This window comes from Fibrobacter sp. UWH5 (assembly GCF_900142505.1).
Taxonomy (GTDB): domain Bacteria; phylum Fibrobacterota; class Fibrobacteria; order Fibrobacterales; family Fibrobacteraceae; genus Fibrobacter.
Map to the genome: position 1 here is coordinate 145,529 of NZ_FRBB01000004.1, position 14,486 is coordinate 160,014.

Here is a 14,486-nt window from a genome sequence, read left to right on the forward strand (position 1 = left end):
ACTCCTTACTTCGAAATAGCCCATGACGTTCCGTTGCAGAAATAGCGCTGGCCGTCTAGCCCATTAACAAGCTTTCTATAGTTTATTTCATCGCATGCGCCAAGGGCCTGCGTCAAGTCGCCAGACAAAACCCAGTTGCTGCCGTTGCATACCATGCTTGCCCCGGCATAGGTTGCCGTTTCGCCCTCGAAATTTTCCATGCACATAGTCCCGATGCTCCAGTTGAGCGCCGTAGTAACGACCCAGCCCTTTTCGGAACAGCCATAATACTTGCTGATATACTTCTTGGTCGCACCCAGGTTACTGTTGTCGCACTTTCCAAGGAAATCCTTGTCTGTAGCGGTTCTCCAACCCGTAGAATCGCACATGTAGTTACTGCCGTTATACACCTTGAATTCGCCACGGTTGCTTGCCTGGCACAAGCCGATTTTCTGTTCTAGCGTAGAAGATACAGACCAGGTGCCGCTTGTAGAGCAGTAGTATCTTGTTGGCGAAGTGTTACCGCCTGAAGTCCAGTCAACAATATCGTATGCCCTGTCAGCGGTACATTCCCCGTGAACCTTCGAAATGTCGCTTGCCCCCGCAGAATGCCAGCCGGTAGAATCGCAAACATAATAGGCGTTGTACCCGTCCTTCTCCAGTGAACCGAACCTCTTGCTATAGCAAATTTTGCCAAGAGTTTTTTCAAGGGTGGTAAACGCGCGCCAAGAAGTGTCCGTGCAGGCATAACGATTTTCATTGAATGTTGCGGAATCTCCGTTGCGGGTTTCTGTGCACTTGCCATAGACATCGACAAGGTTTGCCGTCCTCCACCTCAGGGAATCGTTGCACACATAGATAACTTCATTTAGCGTATCTAGCGCACCCGCAATCTTGCTTGTGCAAAAGCCGAATTCAATTTCAATATCAGAAAGGCGGACCCAGCCGGTATCGTTGCAACCATAATAATCCCCATTGTACGGAATATATAGCCCTTCTTTTTTCTTGTTGCATTCCCCTACAATGTCTTCAAAAGAAGCTTTGCGCCACCCTGTAGAATCACAATAGTAATTGTCATTTTCAATGGAGCCGACAAAGCCAAGAGTTTCGGCATTGCATAGGCCAAGCTTTATTTCTGTAGCGGTAAACTTGCGCCAGGAATCATTTTTGCAAACATAGTCAACGCCGTTGAACTTCGTTGTAGAGCCGTCATTGGCTGCACCGCACTCAAGATCCACGTCATCTATTTCTGCAATTTCCCAGGAACCATATTTGCAAATGTAGGTAGTGTCGTTGACTACCGAGGTGTAGCCCTTTCTTACATGTTCGCAATCACTATTGAAGTTGTCAACCCACTTGTAGGAGCCGTTGCAGCGGTAGTTACTCTGGGCATCCGTCACATAGAATTCTCCGAGGCTCATTTGAGAAGAGCTATCGCAGGTAGGGAGGTTTTCTACGGACTTCACTATGTAGGTTCTAGAAATGCAGCGTAGCGAATAGAAACCGTTATTCTCGGCAGGCGCAAAGGAACCGGTCAACCCGTCATTTGTCACGAATACGGTATTGTTCGCTGTCAGGTAGAACGACTTCGAACCTTGCATTTGGCAGCTCAGTTCACCGTCGTCGGCCTCGGAACAAAAGCCAGCCTTCCTGACGTTCATACCGAACTGTTGTTCCTTGTCTAGCGAACTTCTGTATTTTTTCAGCTCTTTCCAATCCTGTTCCGATGGAATTTCAAAGCCCTCTGGGCAAGCTTTCTCCGCTTTTGTAGCACGATAGAGCATGCCGAATTTTTCGCAGTTCGCATCATCCAGGTCGTAACACATGGGGCCGGCAGAGAACGTATCGTAATGAATGTCGCTCATGAGCCACTGGTACGTTTTGAACCGCACCAAAGCATAGGTATTGCCGCTCTTGGAATCGTAAAACTCTCCCACGTTCAGGCTGTCAAACGAGGATTCATGCGGAACCGTATCCAAAACGTCTTGATTTGACTGTTCGGAACCATCCTTGGATGGACCAGAACCGCTATCATCGCCGCAGGCTACGAGTGCCATAAAGATTGGTACTGCGCACCCAAGAGCCAATGCTTTAAAACAATTGATCTTCATAAAAATTTCCTCATACTTTTACAACCAAATAATAGAAAAGAACCAAGCGACTCCCGACCGCCCGCAGCTACCGATTTTTCGAAAATACCTCTCATTTTCCTCGCATTTTTAGCAAAATTTTCTATATGTAACACCCTGTAACATATAGGGTGTTTTTTGATGTGTTCAAAAAAAATGTCAACTCTTTTAGGGAAGAGCATTTTGCATTTATAAACGCATAAAAAATAGATGTTTTGCGTTTACAAATAAAAATCATTAAAAAAAAATTTTAAGCCGGTAGGATCTTTGGAATGGAGAATGGTTAGGTGCGGGATTTCAAAATAGGGACGTTCCCCCGGCTTCGCCGGGGTCGGTGCCTTGTGCTATCGACTCGCGCGTCCCACCCATACGGGCTGCGGGGTCCCCTAAAGGGGACCATGGCCCACTAAGAGCAAAGCTCTAAGTGGTTGCAGCCCTAACGCGAAAGCAATGTGGAACGGCTCTTGACGCAGGTGCGAGACTGCGCCTCTTTTACAGTGCCTTGATTTCTTCGGGAGTGAGGCCTGTTCGCTTGGAAATGATTTCCAGCGGAATTCCATCATCGCGGAAACCCTTGGCGAGTTCCTTGTTCTTGGCATCAGCACCTTCTTCCTTTCCCTGCAGGTAGGAGCCCTGCTTTTCGTAAAGCATGTCAGTCATGTTATCTACCTCTCTTGAAGCTCCGTGCTTTAGCACGGGAAAGCGGCTTCGCCGCTTGATAGCTGAAGGATGTCTTTTTCGATGAAACTTCGCAACTTTAGTTGCGCTAAAGTTTCACGAAAGAAGACCAGGAGTAAAAGTTCATCGGTGTACCCCACAAAAGATACATCTTTTGCGAAGTCTTCGTCAAGGAGATTTCCCGCTTTTTCCTCGTCGATGGTCTTGTCTTCCAACACATCACGAAAGAGCCGCAGCATTTCTGCGCGGGGCGACACATCACGGGCTTCCCAGCGATTTTCTTCTTGCAGACGGTCGTCCATGCGGAAAAACTTCGACATTTCCACAAGGAACACATCAATCTTCTTGAATGGATATTTGCGGTTCCGCATTACCTGGCACTGATGGAAATAGGTGTCCGGCTCCAGCGGGAACTGGTCATCCACAAGCAGAGAAAGCGCATAGATATGCGGCAGCTCGTAACTCTTGTTTTTCTTCACCTGGTTATTCACGATGCGAGATGTGTAATAAACCAGACGGTCCATGAACAGCGTGTTGAAATTCTGCTGCACCTCGATGACCACGGGTTCATTCGCTCTGGCTTGCCTTCGCTCGCCATCAGCATCTTAAAAATGCCATCGCTGAACGGATAGACATTCCTATAGATTTCACGGTACTTGGGGAGATTCTCGGGATGTTCCTTGAGATCGCGGGCCATGGCCCAGAATTGGCTTCTGTTCATACTTTCCTCCAGTCGCTACAGGCTAAAAAAGCGACGGTTATTTATTTCACGCTTTCTAAAAGTTGTTCCTTTGAGATTGCGCTCAGTACAGAAAATGCGGTTAGCTTGTTGCCTAAATCGCGGATGCTTGCGCCTACATGGTAAATTGTATTATCGACAATGATAAACCTGTCGTGGACATCACGCATGTTGCGAAGCTCAACGGTCGGGAACTGCCGATTCAGCCTGGCTGCTTCTTCATTCATGGTTCTGTTAATGCGAGCCGAATACACGAAAGCTTTAATACCTTCGGCCTTCTTTGCAACTAAAGAAAGAGTGACATCGTCGGCGTACGGATCGATAATGACGATTTCTTCTTTTGCAGAACGCACTAATTGAGCGGCAAACTCATAACCGCTCCACCAGGATTTTGCGTTTAGTATTCCCTCGCTCGGCGGCAAGTTCGCCTTGACAAAGAAATCGACTTGCTTTTCGAGGGACAAAAGCCTAGAATCATGATTTTCCAATTTGTTCTCGTGAGAAATCAGCCGCTGATTTACAGAACCGCCTTTAAGCAAATGTTCCTTGAGCACCTGATTTGCCCAGCGACGGAATTTAACGCCATTAGGAGATTTGACACGATAACCAACAGACAGAACAACATCTAAATCATAATGCTCAACTTGATATGTTTTTCCGTCAGCTGCAGTTGTCGCAAAATTTGCGACATCTGAATTGCATGCTTCTTCTTTTAATGCGTTGTTTATGTGTTTTCCAATTGTTTTTACATCTCGCCCGAACAAGAGGGAAATTTGTTGGCGATTTAGCCAAACGGTTTCATTCTCTACGCGAACTTCAATGTGAAACTCGCCACCTTCCGGCTGATATACAATGATTTCGTTCTTTTCGCCATTATTGGCAGAAACTGCTTTATACATTTTTCCTCCGGTCGCTACAGGCTAAAAAAGCGACGGTTCAATTAGTGTTCTTTTGTTCACTATTAAATTTATACAAAAGTTTTGGCGGTGTCAAGGCGGGGCGCGAAAAAATTTCACTTTGCAAACTATAGGCGACAGGGGGCTATGTTTTGGGCGTTGCCCTGGCTGGCCGGCCCTCTTGCGCTATCGACTCGCGATGCGAGTCGTTCGTTCAGCCTCGCGCTCCAAGCAACAGCAAGACGCAAGCGCCGCGCGAGTCCGATTGACCCAGAGCCGAATGCGGCGGCTATGCTTGCATAGCCATTGCTGAGGCGAAATGTCAAGGAGCGAAGCTCCCACCCATGCGGGCTGCGGGGCCTAACGCGACTGCATTACGAAACTCTACTTCAAATTTTCAACAAATGAATTTAAGAGCGTCTCGCTGATATGCCTTTTGGACAATCGAAGAATCCTTGCGCATTCAATCGCATCTTCTTTATTCAACAGCCCATTTTCATTAGCAGCTGTTAAAATGCCAATTGTGCCGGATATTCGTAATTTCATAGTCGTGGCCACATGTCTGGCTCGAACTTCATCAACAATCAAAAGGTCGCTCTTGTTTTCGTCGGAATAGATGATGGCTTCACTTTCGCCAAGATCCAAACCAGTCATGCGCATCAGCATATTGACAGTGTTGCTATTGGCAATCGAGACTTTCTTGAGAAAAACTGCAGTTTTTTACTTTGTCGGCTTCCTCTTGAAAAATCGGGTTTGAATCATCCCTACCTCTTGGAAAGTAGTTCCATCACATTGCCTGCGTCCTGTTCAACTTCTTCCCAGCTCAGGTCAATATACGGGATTCCCTCGTTCCCATACAATTCAATCAGTTCCCACTTGGAAATGCCCAAAATTTCGGCGGCACGACCATGCGAGATTGTCTCGTTCTTGATAAAGGGGTACAGCAACAAAGCGTTGCGACGGAGCTCATCGCACTTGTTTTCACACACCATGAAATTCATGATGTCTTCCGGGACTTCCATTGTTATTGTCGCCATAATCGACCTCCTTCGCTTCCCGCTAATATACATTTTTACAGCATTCCAGGGAAGGACCAACGCCATTTCGCCCTATTTTATCGAATACAAATATTTTCAACGCGAAAGCGGGATTCAACCGCTTTTGCTACACGGCAAATTGAGCGATTTCGTTTTCCTTAAGGGGACGCCCCAGCTTTTGGGAAAGTTCAATCGCTTTGTGCAAGTCAAAGTTTTTCCCGTTGGAAGGTTCTGTCAGGCGGCCATCCTTCATGGCGGATCCAAACTGATCAAAAAATTCGGGTTGCAAAAAGGTGTGCTCCGACGCCACGAAATTTGCCATTGGCGCCGACATTGAAGGGGCTGCCTCTACAAGGTCGATCTGCGTGAATTTCAGGTCGGGATAATGCGCCAGGGCAATAAGTCCCTGAAGTACGGAAGAGTCCTTAAGGGATAACTTTATTACCTGGAATCCGTTCTTTTGTGGGAGGCTCCAGTCAAAGCGCCAACCCGCCAGAATCAATTCTTTTGCGGTCTTTGCAGTAATTTTTTTTGTAATCTGATAATAATCCGTGGGATAAGTTTTGCCGGTTTCCGCTTCGGTTAGGCAATCTGTGATGGCATCTATAGGCACATCAACTTCGTGTTTTCTATCCATTCTTCCTCCGGTCGCTACAGGCTAAAAAAGCGACGGCTTGATTAGTGTTCTTTTGTTCACTACTAAATTTATGCAAAAATTTGGGCGGTGTCAAGGCGGGGCGCGAAAAAATTTCACTTTGCAAACTTTCAACAAACCAAACTTCATAAAGTTTTCCTCATTATTTTACAATCAAATAGTAGAAAAGAACCAAGTAACTCCCGACCGCCCGCTATAACATATTTCCTTCAAACACCCTTCATTTCCCATGCATTTTTTCTTTTTTTCTATATGTTACACCCTGATACATATGGAATTTTTTTCGTAGACAATTCGTGAATTTTTACAAGAAATAAGGAACGTAAATCCCTTGTTCTGGAAACTTTTTTAAGCTATATTCTACCATATCACAATTATCAAGGAAAAAAATGAATAAGATTATCCTTCTGTCTGTATTTGCTGTCGCCGCAATGTTTACCGCATGTAGCGATGATTCCTCTTCTAGCGCAAGCTCCAAGGCCTGCGTTTACAAGTACAATGGTCAGGTAACAAATTGTACCGCAAATGCTGACATGATTGAAGAAATGTGTCAGGGTGACAATGCCGAACTTGTTGAAAACTGCCCGGCAGGTTATACTGTTGAATGCCCGACCGGAGACAAGATGTTCGGTACAGAATATTACTATGGTGAAGGCATGCAATGCCCGACTTTCCTTGCAAAGTAATTTTTACTTCTTAAGTAAAAATGCCCCGCACTTTTGTGCGGGGCTTTTGCCTTGAGGACAATCGCAATTTTTGAACAAAAAAATATTTGAAGGAGCTCTCATGAAGAGAATAATTTTGTTTTGTTGTTTAGCGCTTTTGCTTTGCTCTTGTGCAGGTATTAATGTTAAGAAACCCGATATTGGAAATGTAAAGAAGATTGCTATTCTTGCTGTTACTGGTAACGAGGAATTTATTGACATTGAAGAGTTTAAAGAAAAAAAGGAAACGTTGATGTCATTTGTCGGTGGCATTATCAAGGATAATGTTGAATACTTTACCGAAGAACAGGTGACCATCGTAACTCATGGTGCAAATGAATTGCATAAGGCATTAAGTAGCATCGATGGATGGACAGTCGTTCCTTTTGAAGAAACACTCAATAGCGAAGATGTGAAAGCTTTCTTTGCAAGCGATGCAATTCAAAAGACTGCTGAGGCTATTGAAAATGCCGAAAACCATCTTCACATGGACAAGATCCATAATGCCAAAAAAACGCGTTATGTTACCCCGACTGGCATGATGCCGCTTCCTTACAACTACATTGTTCCATCTGGTCATTACTATGTGAATAACACGAAGGTGGAAGATTTTATTCTAAAGCCGGTTGGCGAACTTTGTGAAAAGCTTGATGTCGATGCTATCGCTATTGCGGATTTTCAGTTTGCCTACGAAAAAGGGATGATGACCAAATTGATGAATCGCGTGACTCCGATTGTCCGTGTGGATGTGGCCTTGGTTGACAAGTCCGGTAATATGATCCTTTATTCTGATCGCGGATGGGATCAGTTTGAAGGTGATGACTATGCCCGCTATAGCAATGGTGGCGTTGACATGAAGGCCAGTGGTACCGTGGATGTGTATAGGGCTGCAGTCAACAAGGCTGTGGAAGGTTTTAAGAAAAAAGCCGCCGCAAAGATTGGTAAGTAGTTCTTTTACTTCTTAAGGAAAAATGTCCCGCACTTTGTGCGGGACTTTTTCTTTTTATGGGAAAATTACTTAAGGAAAATTTGCAAGGGCTTTTGACGAGGTCGCCTGGGTTGTAGATTTCGTCGGGGTCGGTCATCACACGAAGCTTGTGGCTTTCTGCGTTACCGACGCCGGGCAGTTCTGCAATCAGTTCACCGAATGCACAAGTTACCTTGTCATCGGAAGCACGCTTGCATTCCAGAATATTGCACTCGCCCATGAAGGTGGCCACAAAGCGGTTCACCGGATGTTCGTAAACATCTTCGGGAGTGCCATCCTGTACGATGGCTCCCTTGTACATCACCAGCACGCGGTCGCTTACGGCGATGGCTTCGTCCTGGTCGTGGGTCACCATGATGAAGGTAGTGCCCGTCTTCTTCTGGACTTCCTTCAGTTCCACCTGGAGTTTCTTGCGGAGGTTTGCATCAAACGCGCTGAGGGGTTCGTCCAGCAACAGAATGTCGGGCTCGTTCACCAAGGCGCGGGCATTTCGTTTTTCAGGTCGGTGATGTTCACCATTTCCATCATGGCGTTTACGCGCTTCTCGATTTCGTCCTAAGGAACCTTATGACTCTTGAGGCCGAAAGCGATGTTGTTAAAAACGTTCAGATGGGGAACAGGGCGTAACTCTGGAACACCGTGTTGATGGGGCGGTGTGCCGGAGACTTGTTGGAAATGACTTCGCCACTGAGAATCACTTCGCCTGCGTCGGCCTTTTCGAAGCCTGCGATAATGCGAAGGAGCGTGGTCTTTCCGCAACCGGAAGGACCAAACAAAGTCACGAACTGGCCGTCCTTGATGAATACGTCAATTCCCTCGAGCACGGCCTTTTAGCCGAAGCTCTTGGAAACGTTCTTGACCTGAAGATCGAAAGATTTCATAGAGGTATGAGGTACGAGGGCACTCGCGAAGCTCGCCTTGAGGTCTGAGCATGTCGCTACGCGACTTATAATGAAACGCCTTTGGCGTCATTAATAAAACTCATACCTCGAAGGCCGTAGGCCGACCTCGAACCTCGAAGCCTTGCTTTGCAAGGCGACCTGCTAACTATGCAGGTACTCGATGATGGCGTCGTGGATGGTGGTGAACACGCTGCGCAGTTCTGCTTCGTCTTCTTCAAGCAGCGTCACGCGGAAGCCCTTGAGGTCTGTGCAGAAACTGGTGCTGGGCACCACGCAGATACCCTTTGCGCCCAACAGATAGTACACGAAGCGGTAGTCCAGATTTTCGGTCTTGGAGCACCATTCTTCAACCTTGGCCTTGATCTGCGGATTGTCGATCTTCAGGCTCTGGTGGTTGTTCAGAACACCTTCACGGAAGATGATGGTGTTGTAGAATGCACCGTAAGTGGGGTTGAAATACAGTTCCGGAATGTCGGAAAGGATTTCGTTAATAATAGCGCTACGACGGCCAATCTTTTCGTTCAGAGCCTGGCGGTGTTCCATGAAGCGAGGATCGCCCAGCACGCGAGGAATGGTCATCTGGGGGAGTGTGGTGGAGCAGACTTCAACCATCTTGGCGTTGTCAAGAGCGCGGCAGAAGGCGTCGAACTGTTCGTCCTTGTCGCGGTTGTAGTATTCAGCCCAGCCGCAACGTGCGCCCGGCCACGGATATTCCTTGGAGATACCCTTCAGAGCGATAGCCGGAACGTCGCCGATGTATTCGGCCAGAGCGTAAGCCTTTGCTCCATTGTAGGTAATCTTGTTGTAGATTTCGTCGCAGATGATGAACAGGTTGTAACGCTTTGCGATATCAACGATCTTCTGGAGAATTTCAAGAGGATAGACCATGCCAGTGGGATTGTCCGGATTCAGAATCAGGATGCCTGCGATGGAGGGGTTGTACTTCACCTTGTTTTCAAGTTCTTCCAGGTCCGGATACCAGTGGTTTTCCGGCTTCATGCTGTAGGTGATAGGAGCAGAGTGTGCATGTGCTGCTTCTGCAGAGCTGTGGGTGCTGTATGCAGGAGACGGTCCAATGATACGGGTGGTCATGGACAGGAGGCTGTACAATGTGGCGATTGCATCACCGAGGCCGTTGAAGAACAGGATGTCGTCAACGGTAATCTGGGCACCGCCCAGCTTGTTGGTTTCCTTCACGATGAATTCGCGGGTTTCCAGCATACCCTTGGACGGGCAGTAACCATAGGAACGGTTTTCCTTGGAAAGGTCCACAACGATGTCCTTGATCCATTCAGGGACCTGGCACTTCTTTTCAATGGGGTCGCCGATGTTTTCCCAGTGGATCTTCGGCATGCCCAGCGTTTTCAGGAGGTTCGCCTTCTTAACGATCTCACGAATTTCGTAAGACAGTTCCTTGGCACCTTCGGTAAGCAAACGCTTTCTCATTTTATACTCCTGTATCGTATTGAAAATTCAAATAATTTACCGCTTAATAATAGATAAAAAATGATTTTGAAATTTCCTTGTTTGTTGTTTTTGGTTTAAAATTGGCTAAAATAAAAAGAGCCGTCCTTGCGGGACTGCCCTTTTGAAATCCTTTTATCTGTTTCACCAGTTGGTTGCGTACAGACCTTTACAATTCCTGAACAGTCGCGTATGATTCAACACAGGCTCGTGCTTCCGCCGCGCCCGCCGCAATCGCTGCTGCGATGATGTTCTGTTCAAGAATCATTTTCATGTCCAAAAATATACTTCTGGATTTTATGTAAGTCAAGGCATAAAAAGTCTTTTTTTGGGGAAAATTGGACTCCAAATTAAGTTTTTTCCCGATTTGGAGCCTGTGTTTTTAGTTTGTATAAAATGCTTTTGAGGGGACGTTCATTGAAATGGACTCCAAAATGGGAGTTGCTGTGAATATGGAGCCCATTGGATTCAGTTAAAGTGAATTTTATTGTTAGTTTGTGTGTAGTATTAGACTCCAAATCTGCAAAATGCGGGCGTGTGGAGCCCAAAAAATGAAAAAAGCCTGCCTATTTTTTTTACATTTTGTACATGGCTTCTGAAACTTTATATGACCCAATTCGCAAGAAGGATGTTCCCGCAACGCCCGAAGAACACGTGCGCCAGGCGACTATCCGCTATTTGCTGGATCAGGTGAAAGTTCCGGAACATTTGATTGCGGTAGAGTTTTCGTTGAATGTCGTTGATCCGAAGACGGACGACCGTGTGGACATTATGGTCCATAACTTCCGTGACGGTGCTACGATAGACAAACCTTGGCTTCTGGTGGAGTGCAAGGCTCCCGGGGAATACAACTGGCCTGCTTTACAGCAGCAGTTAAACAAGTACCTGCAGATTTTGACTCCCAATTATGTGATGCTATCCCTTGGGGATGGGGTCCGTTATTTTAAGCTAGACGGAACAACAAAACGTTTCGAAAAAATTGAGACTTTGCCAATATTCCAATAAGTGGCTGTTCTTGATTTTGATGTCACTGCACCACGGAGGTGACTTCTCCGTCGCGAAGGCGAGTGGTCATCTTGTCGCCAGCTTTTAACTGACTTGCGTTACGTATAAACTTACCTGCGGCGTCCAGAGTGAGGGAATATCCCTTGGCTAAGGTGGTTGCCGGGTCTGCCGCTTTTACACGTACTTCGGATAGAGTAAATTTGGATTTGGCGAGGTCAAGAATTTTGCGGGATCCTTGTTTTAAACCTTCTGTGTTTCGGTCCAGTCGGGCACTCTCGTCTCGAATGATGTAATTCAGGTCTCGTTTTAAATTGCTTCCGCAAACGGCTAACTTTGTTTTTTCGTTCTGAATTTTAGCTGTTACTTTTTGCTGTAGGCGGGCACCTGCATTGGCCAAGGTCTGGTTTTCCCGAAGGATTGCGTCCTTGGCGCCGATGGCTACATTTTGGGCGGCTACAAGCATTTTGTTCCAGCCATCATTGACTCGGTCAATAATGCGCTTGGCGGTATCTGTAGGCGTGATGCAACTTTGGTAGGCCACCTCGTCCAGCAAACTTTTATCAATTTCGTGGCCGATGCCGGTGAAAACGGGAATGTGGTAGTTCGCTACCGCTCGGCAGAGTGCTTCGCTATCAAAGTAATTCAGGTCTGTTTTAGAACCTCCTCCACGGACGATGCAAACTACATCGAGAGAAGGCTCGCGGGCAAGTTTTTCAAGCGCAGCCAATACCGACTTTTCTGTTTCTTCTCCCTGCATCTTGGCGTAAACGGTCATGACCTTAAATGCGAAAGGGGAGTCTGATAGCTTTGATGTAAAATCCTTAAAGGCGGCTGTCTTTTCGCCGGTAATTAAACCGATGCGCATGGGCATTTCGGCAAGATCCAGACTCTTGTTTTTTTCTAGCAAGCCTTCTACGGCCAGACGTTTTAGAATGGCACTCTTTGTAAGGGCCAGTTCTCCAACGGTGTATACCGGGTCAATGTCCAGAATCTGGGCTTGTAATCTCCCGGTGGGAATATAAAGGTCTGCTTTAATCTGTAAGCTTACCTTTAATTCTTCCCGTAATTCGAAGGGTTGTTCAAAACTCTGGATCTTGGCGAGGATGTAGGCAAAACGGCTGGCAAAACAAGTCAAGTCCAGGGCGGCAACGGGCTTGACACTTCCTTCCACAAAGTCGGCGATACTGATGTAGACAATGTTGGGTTTTACCGTCATTCGGGTAATAACCCCGCGAACCCATACAGAAGGGGTTTCTTCAACCCTCTTTTTTAGGGATGTCAGGTACTGGGTAACGGTAAAGGACTTGATTTCTTGCGCCATGGGGCAGAATATAATTATTTATGCAGACCAAAATTTTATTTTTATAGAACTATGGCAAAAGTTGTATCTGCAATGGAAGCACGTCAAAATTTTGGCAACCTGTTGAACCAGGTTGCCATTAAGGACGAAGAGATCGTTATTGAACGTGCCGGTAAGCCCTTGGCTCGCCTGGTGAGTGTCGCTGCACCCGCAGCCGGCAAGCTGGACTTTCGCGATATCGGAAAACTTCCCAATCAGATTTGGGAAGAATAATCCTTTTTAGTCTGCGGCCTTGATGATCGAAATCTTCAGGGTGTCGCGCATAGAGGGGTCAGCCTTGCTCTGGGCAATAATCTTGGCTGTTTCTCCAATACCGCTTTCCTGGATCATCAGGTAATCAGAAGAAATTTCCTGTTCATCATCATCATCGCTACAACGGTACAAGTTGTCGCGGTTGATGTAGTTCAGGGATTCGCAGGGAACGAACCAGCTCACATCGGAACCAATTTCCTTCCACTGGGAGGAACTCTTTGCTTCGAAGTTGAAGTTGTTAATGTCCTTGAAGCGGAGGACGGAACCGGCAGACTTCTTAATGAGAGTCATTGGTTCATCCTTTTCGAGGTCGTAGAAGTTCATGCTCTTCAGAAGGCCGGGCTGCTGAACCATCACGAAAAGCTGCAGCACGTATTTCAGGGAATCCGATACACCGGAAAGGGCGTAGGAATTCAGACGCAGGTAGTGCAGGTAGTAGGGTCCCTTTGCAGGAACCTTCAGTTCCCCACCATAGGTGCAGCTGATGGAGGCGACCACTTTCTTGTCCTTGTTCAGGATTTCGCAGGTGGAGGGGCTGTTGAAATTGTCTTCACTGTAGTTTGCTATCCAGTGCTTTACCATCAGGGAATCGCCCTTCTCGTAATTACCAATCCAAACGAACTGTTCCTGACGCAGGTTGTAACGGTAGATTTCTGCTTCGGGGAGATCCTTGGGACGGTCCGTCTGGAAGGTTTCGCCAGGATACTTGATGGAATCCGGGTTGGCGAAGTATTCGCCCTTTTCGAGTTCGCGGGAACGGGTGGTTGTGGTAAAGAATGCGAAAGGACCGCTCCACACGCTGGAGAAAGTTTCCGGAGTGATCTTCAGAGACCAGCTTGTGGTGTCGTTGGGAATCATCATGGTGTCGATTTCGGATACGGCTTCGCTCAGTAGGGAATCGTTTTCGAAAAGTTCGCACTTGTTCAGGTTGGTTCCTTCGGTGGTCAGGTTCAGGCTGTGGCCTTCGCTGGCGGCGAAATCAATCGTGATGTTTTCGGGAGCGTCATCACCCATAAGGATGATGCCACGCAAGGTGTCGCTCATTTCCATGGAAACGGAATCGTTTTCGCCGGTGTATTTGTAATAGGATGTGTCAATCTGAACAAAAAGACGTGCCGTAGATTCGTTCGTGAATTCACCCTCGATTTCCAGGTAGTAGTGGTTGGGGGTGAATACGACAAACTGGTTGGAGTCCCTATAGGTGGAGTCCGGCTTTGTTCCCAGACTGGGTACCATGTAGTTGTCATAAATGGAATCACGATGGGCATCGTTACGAGGAATTGCCGTAAGAGCCTTCAGTGCTTCGCCGTATTCGCTTCTAATGCGGATTTTTTCGCTGGCAATGTTTGCCACGGAAGCCTTGACTCTGATGCGGCTGCCTCGGGTGAGTTCACCGATGTACAGAGGAACTTTTGTGGCGAGACTGTCGATGTAGATTTCGCTACTGTCTTTTGCATCGGCTGTATCCTTGATCAGTTCGATGTTCAAGTCCATCTTCTTGTTCAAAACGATAGTGTCACCGTAGTCGATGTCGGCTCGGGTGCTGATGGATGAACTGGAAGGTACATAACCGAATTCTTCCGGTTCTGAATTGGAACTGGAATCGTCTCCGCATGCGAAAAGGAGACAAGTGGTGCCGGCAATGGCGGCTAACTTAAGTCCTAGAGTAAAGATGTTCTTGATGCTCATAATTGTTCC

At 46.9% G+C, this 14,486-nt stretch carries 17 protein-coding genes; 4 read left to right on the top strand and 13 right to left on the bottom strand.

Translation table 11 applies throughout. The features are described 5' to 3' along the window. Nucleotides 1–5: 5 nt before the first annotated feature. The 8 genes from BUB38_RS05655 to BUB38_RS16600 form a co-directional block, all read right to left on the bottom strand. The gene (locus BUB38_RS05655; RefSeq protein WP_083541958.1) at nucleotides 6–2,090 is read right to left on the bottom strand and encodes an FISUMP domain-containing protein; all 2,085 of its coding nucleotides are present in this window, start codon (nucleotides 2,088–2,090) and stop codon (nucleotides 6–8) included. A 510-nt stretch (nucleotides 2,091–2,600) separates the two neighbouring features. Next, nucleotides 2,601–2,768: a hypothetical protein gene (locus tag BUB38_RS16275; RefSeq protein ID WP_175547644.1), complete on the bottom strand. Its 168-nt coding sequence runs from the start codon at nucleotides 2,766–2,768 to the stop codon at nucleotides 2,601–2,603. A gap of 29 nt (nucleotides 2,769–2,797) precedes the next feature. Continuing rightward, on the bottom strand, nucleotides 2,798–3,337 hold the full coding sequence (locus BUB38_RS05665) for an Rpn family recombination-promoting nuclease/putative transposase (RefSeq protein ID WP_254794881.1): 540 nt from the start codon (nucleotides 3,335–3,337) through the stop codon (nucleotides 2,798–2,800). Next, nucleotides 3,274–3,507: a hypothetical protein gene (locus BUB38_RS16740; protein WP_254793766.1), complete on the bottom strand. Its 234-nt coding sequence runs from the start codon at nucleotides 3,505–3,507 to the stop codon at nucleotides 3,274–3,276. Before BUB38_RS16740 ends, BUB38_RS05665 begins: the two co-directional genes overlap by 64 nt. A gap of 41 nt (nucleotides 3,508–3,548) precedes the next feature. Then, nucleotides 3,549–4,424 carry a RhuM family protein gene (rhuM, locus tag BUB38_RS05670; protein ID WP_073158309.1) on the bottom strand — a complete coding sequence of 292 codons (876 nt, stop codon included), beginning with the start codon at nucleotides 4,422–4,424 and terminating at the stop codon, nucleotides 3,549–3,551. 381 nt (nucleotides 4,425–4,805) lie between these two features. Continuing rightward, entirely contained in the window at nucleotides 4,806–5,075 is a 270-nt protein-coding gene (locus BUB38_RS05675; RefSeq protein ID WP_139258275.1) for a PIN domain-containing protein, read from the bottom strand. 110 nt (nucleotides 5,076–5,185) lie between these two features. Continuing rightward, on the bottom strand, nucleotides 5,186–5,458 hold the full coding sequence (locus BUB38_RS05680; RefSeq protein WP_073158314.1) for a UPF0175 family protein: 273 nt from the start codon (nucleotides 5,456–5,458) through the stop codon (nucleotides 5,186–5,188). A 127-nt stretch (nucleotides 5,459–5,585) separates the two neighbouring features. Continuing rightward, a complete protein-coding gene (locus BUB38_RS16600) occupies nucleotides 5,586–6,095 on the bottom strand; it encodes a hypothetical protein (protein ID WP_217650866.1) in 510 nt (169 codons plus the stop codon). A 407-nt stretch (nucleotides 6,096–6,502) separates the two neighbouring features. Between BUB38_RS16600 and BUB38_RS05690 the strand changes: the two genes are divergently transcribed. After that, the gene (locus BUB38_RS05690) at nucleotides 6,503–6,799 is read left to right on the top strand and encodes a hypothetical protein (RefSeq protein ID WP_073158317.1); all 297 of its coding nucleotides are present in this window, start codon (nucleotides 6,503–6,505) and stop codon (nucleotides 6,797–6,799) included. 271 nt (nucleotides 6,800–7,070) lie between these two features. Then, nucleotides 7,071–7,766, top strand: coding sequence for a hypothetical protein (locus tag BUB38_RS05695; RefSeq protein ID WP_139258277.1), 696 nt, complete (start codon nucleotides 7,071–7,073; stop codon nucleotides 7,764–7,766). On the opposite strand, the gene BUB38_RS05700 is transcribed toward BUB38_RS05695, so the two are convergent. The 3 genes from BUB38_RS05700 to BUB38_RS05710 form a co-directional block, all read right to left on the bottom strand. Continuing rightward, nucleotides 7,732–8,283, bottom strand: coding sequence for an ATP-binding cassette domain-containing protein (locus tag BUB38_RS05700; protein ID WP_073158323.1), 552 nt, complete (start codon nucleotides 8,281–8,283; stop codon nucleotides 7,732–7,734). The two genes, BUB38_RS05695 and BUB38_RS05700, sit on opposite strands and share 35 nt — an antisense overlap. A 127-nt stretch (nucleotides 8,284–8,410) precedes the next feature. Next, the gene (locus BUB38_RS05705; protein WP_073158326.1) at nucleotides 8,411–8,629 is read right to left on the bottom strand and encodes an ATP-binding cassette domain-containing protein; all 219 of its coding nucleotides are present in this window, start codon (nucleotides 8,627–8,629) and stop codon (nucleotides 8,411–8,413) included. A 219-nt stretch (nucleotides 8,630–8,848) separates the two neighbouring features. Next, the gene (locus BUB38_RS05710; protein WP_073158328.1) at nucleotides 8,849–10,153 is read right to left on the bottom strand and encodes a pyridoxal phosphate-dependent aminotransferase; all 1,305 of its coding nucleotides are present in this window, start codon (nucleotides 10,151–10,153) and stop codon (nucleotides 8,849–8,851) included. A 606-nt stretch (nucleotides 10,154–10,759) separates the two neighbouring features. Between BUB38_RS05710 and BUB38_RS05720 the strand changes: the two genes are divergently transcribed. After that, nucleotides 10,760–11,176, top strand: a complete 417-nt coding sequence (locus tag BUB38_RS05720) for a type I restriction enzyme HsdR N-terminal domain-containing protein (RefSeq protein ID WP_073158334.1) — start codon at nucleotides 10,760–10,762, stop codon at nucleotides 11,174–11,176. 22 nt (nucleotides 11,177–11,198) lie between these two features. Here the strand turns inward: BUB38_RS05720 and xseA are convergent, their stop codons facing one another. After that, nucleotides 11,199–12,497 (bottom strand): exodeoxyribonuclease VII large subunit, encoded by a 1,299-nt coding sequence (gene xseA, locus BUB38_RS05725; RefSeq protein WP_073158337.1) that lies wholly within the window; start codon nucleotides 12,495–12,497, stop codon nucleotides 11,199–11,201. A 51-nt stretch (nucleotides 12,498–12,548) separates the two neighbouring features. Here xseA and BUB38_RS05730 point away from each other — a divergent pair, with 51 nt between their 5' ends. Next, nucleotides 12,549–12,749, top strand: a complete 201-nt coding sequence (locus tag BUB38_RS05730) for a type II toxin-antitoxin system Phd/YefM family antitoxin (RefSeq protein ID WP_073158340.1) — start codon at nucleotides 12,549–12,551, stop codon at nucleotides 12,747–12,749. Nucleotides 12,750–12,755: 6 nt separating this feature from the next. Here the strand turns inward: BUB38_RS05730 and BUB38_RS05735 are convergent, their stop codons facing one another. Beyond that, complete coding sequence (locus BUB38_RS05735) at nucleotides 12,756–14,477, bottom strand: hypothetical protein (protein ID WP_073158342.1); 1,722 nt, start codon at nucleotides 14,475–14,477, stop codon at nucleotides 12,756–12,758. Between the last annotated feature and the right edge of the window lie 9 nt (nucleotides 14,478–14,486).

Excerpts from the sequence above, each read along its gene's own strand:
- BUB38_RS16600 (WP_217650866.1), bottom strand. The coding sequence starts at position 6,095 with ATGGATAGAAAACACGAAGTTGATGTGCCTATAGATGCCATCACAGAT.
- BUB38_RS05720 (WP_073158334.1), top strand. The coding sequence starts at position 10,760 with ATGGCTTCTGAAACTTTATATGACCCAATTCGCAAGAAGGATGTTCCC.
- xseA (WP_073158337.1), bottom strand. The coding sequence starts at position 12,497 with ATGGCGCAAGAAATCAAGTCCTTTACCGTTACCCAGTACCTGACATCC.
- BUB38_RS05735 (WP_073158342.1), bottom strand. The coding sequence starts at position 14,477 with ATGAGCATCAAGAACATCTTTACTCTAGGACTTAAGTTAGCCGCCATT.
- BUB38_RS05675 (WP_139258275.1), bottom strand. The coding sequence starts at position 5,075 with ATGACTGGTTTGGATCTTGGCGAAAGTGAAGCCATCATCTATTCCGAC.
- BUB38_RS05710 (WP_073158328.1), bottom strand. The coding sequence starts at position 10,153 with ATGAGAAAGCGTTTGCTTACCGAAGGTGCCAAGGAACTGTCTTACGAA.
- BUB38_RS05695 (WP_139258277.1), top strand. The coding sequence starts at position 7,071 with ATGTCATTTGTCGGTGGCATTATCAAGGATAATGTTGAATACTTTACC.
- BUB38_RS16740 (WP_254793766.1), bottom strand. The coding sequence starts at position 3,507 with ATGAACAGAAGCCAATTCTGGGCCATGGCCCGCGATCTCAAGGAACAT.
- rhuM (WP_073158309.1), bottom strand. The coding sequence starts at position 4,424 with ATGTATAAAGCAGTTTCTGCCAATAATGGCGAAAAGAACGAAATCATT.
- BUB38_RS05655 (WP_083541958.1), bottom strand. The coding sequence starts at position 2,090 with ATGAAGATCAATTGTTTTAAAGCATTGGCTCTTGGGTGCGCAGTACCA.
- BUB38_RS16275 (WP_175547644.1), bottom strand. The coding sequence starts at position 2,768 with ATGACTGACATGCTTTACGAAAAGCAGGGCTCCTACCTGCAGGGAAAG.
- BUB38_RS05730 (WP_073158340.1), top strand. The coding sequence starts at position 12,549 with ATGGCAAAAGTTGTATCTGCAATGGAAGCACGTCAAAATTTTGGCAAC.
- BUB38_RS05680 (WP_073158314.1), bottom strand. The coding sequence starts at position 5,458 with ATGGCGACAATAACAATGGAAGTCCCGGAAGACATCATGAATTTCATG.
- BUB38_RS05690 (WP_073158317.1), top strand. The coding sequence starts at position 6,503 with ATGAATAAGATTATCCTTCTGTCTGTATTTGCTGTCGCCGCAATGTTT.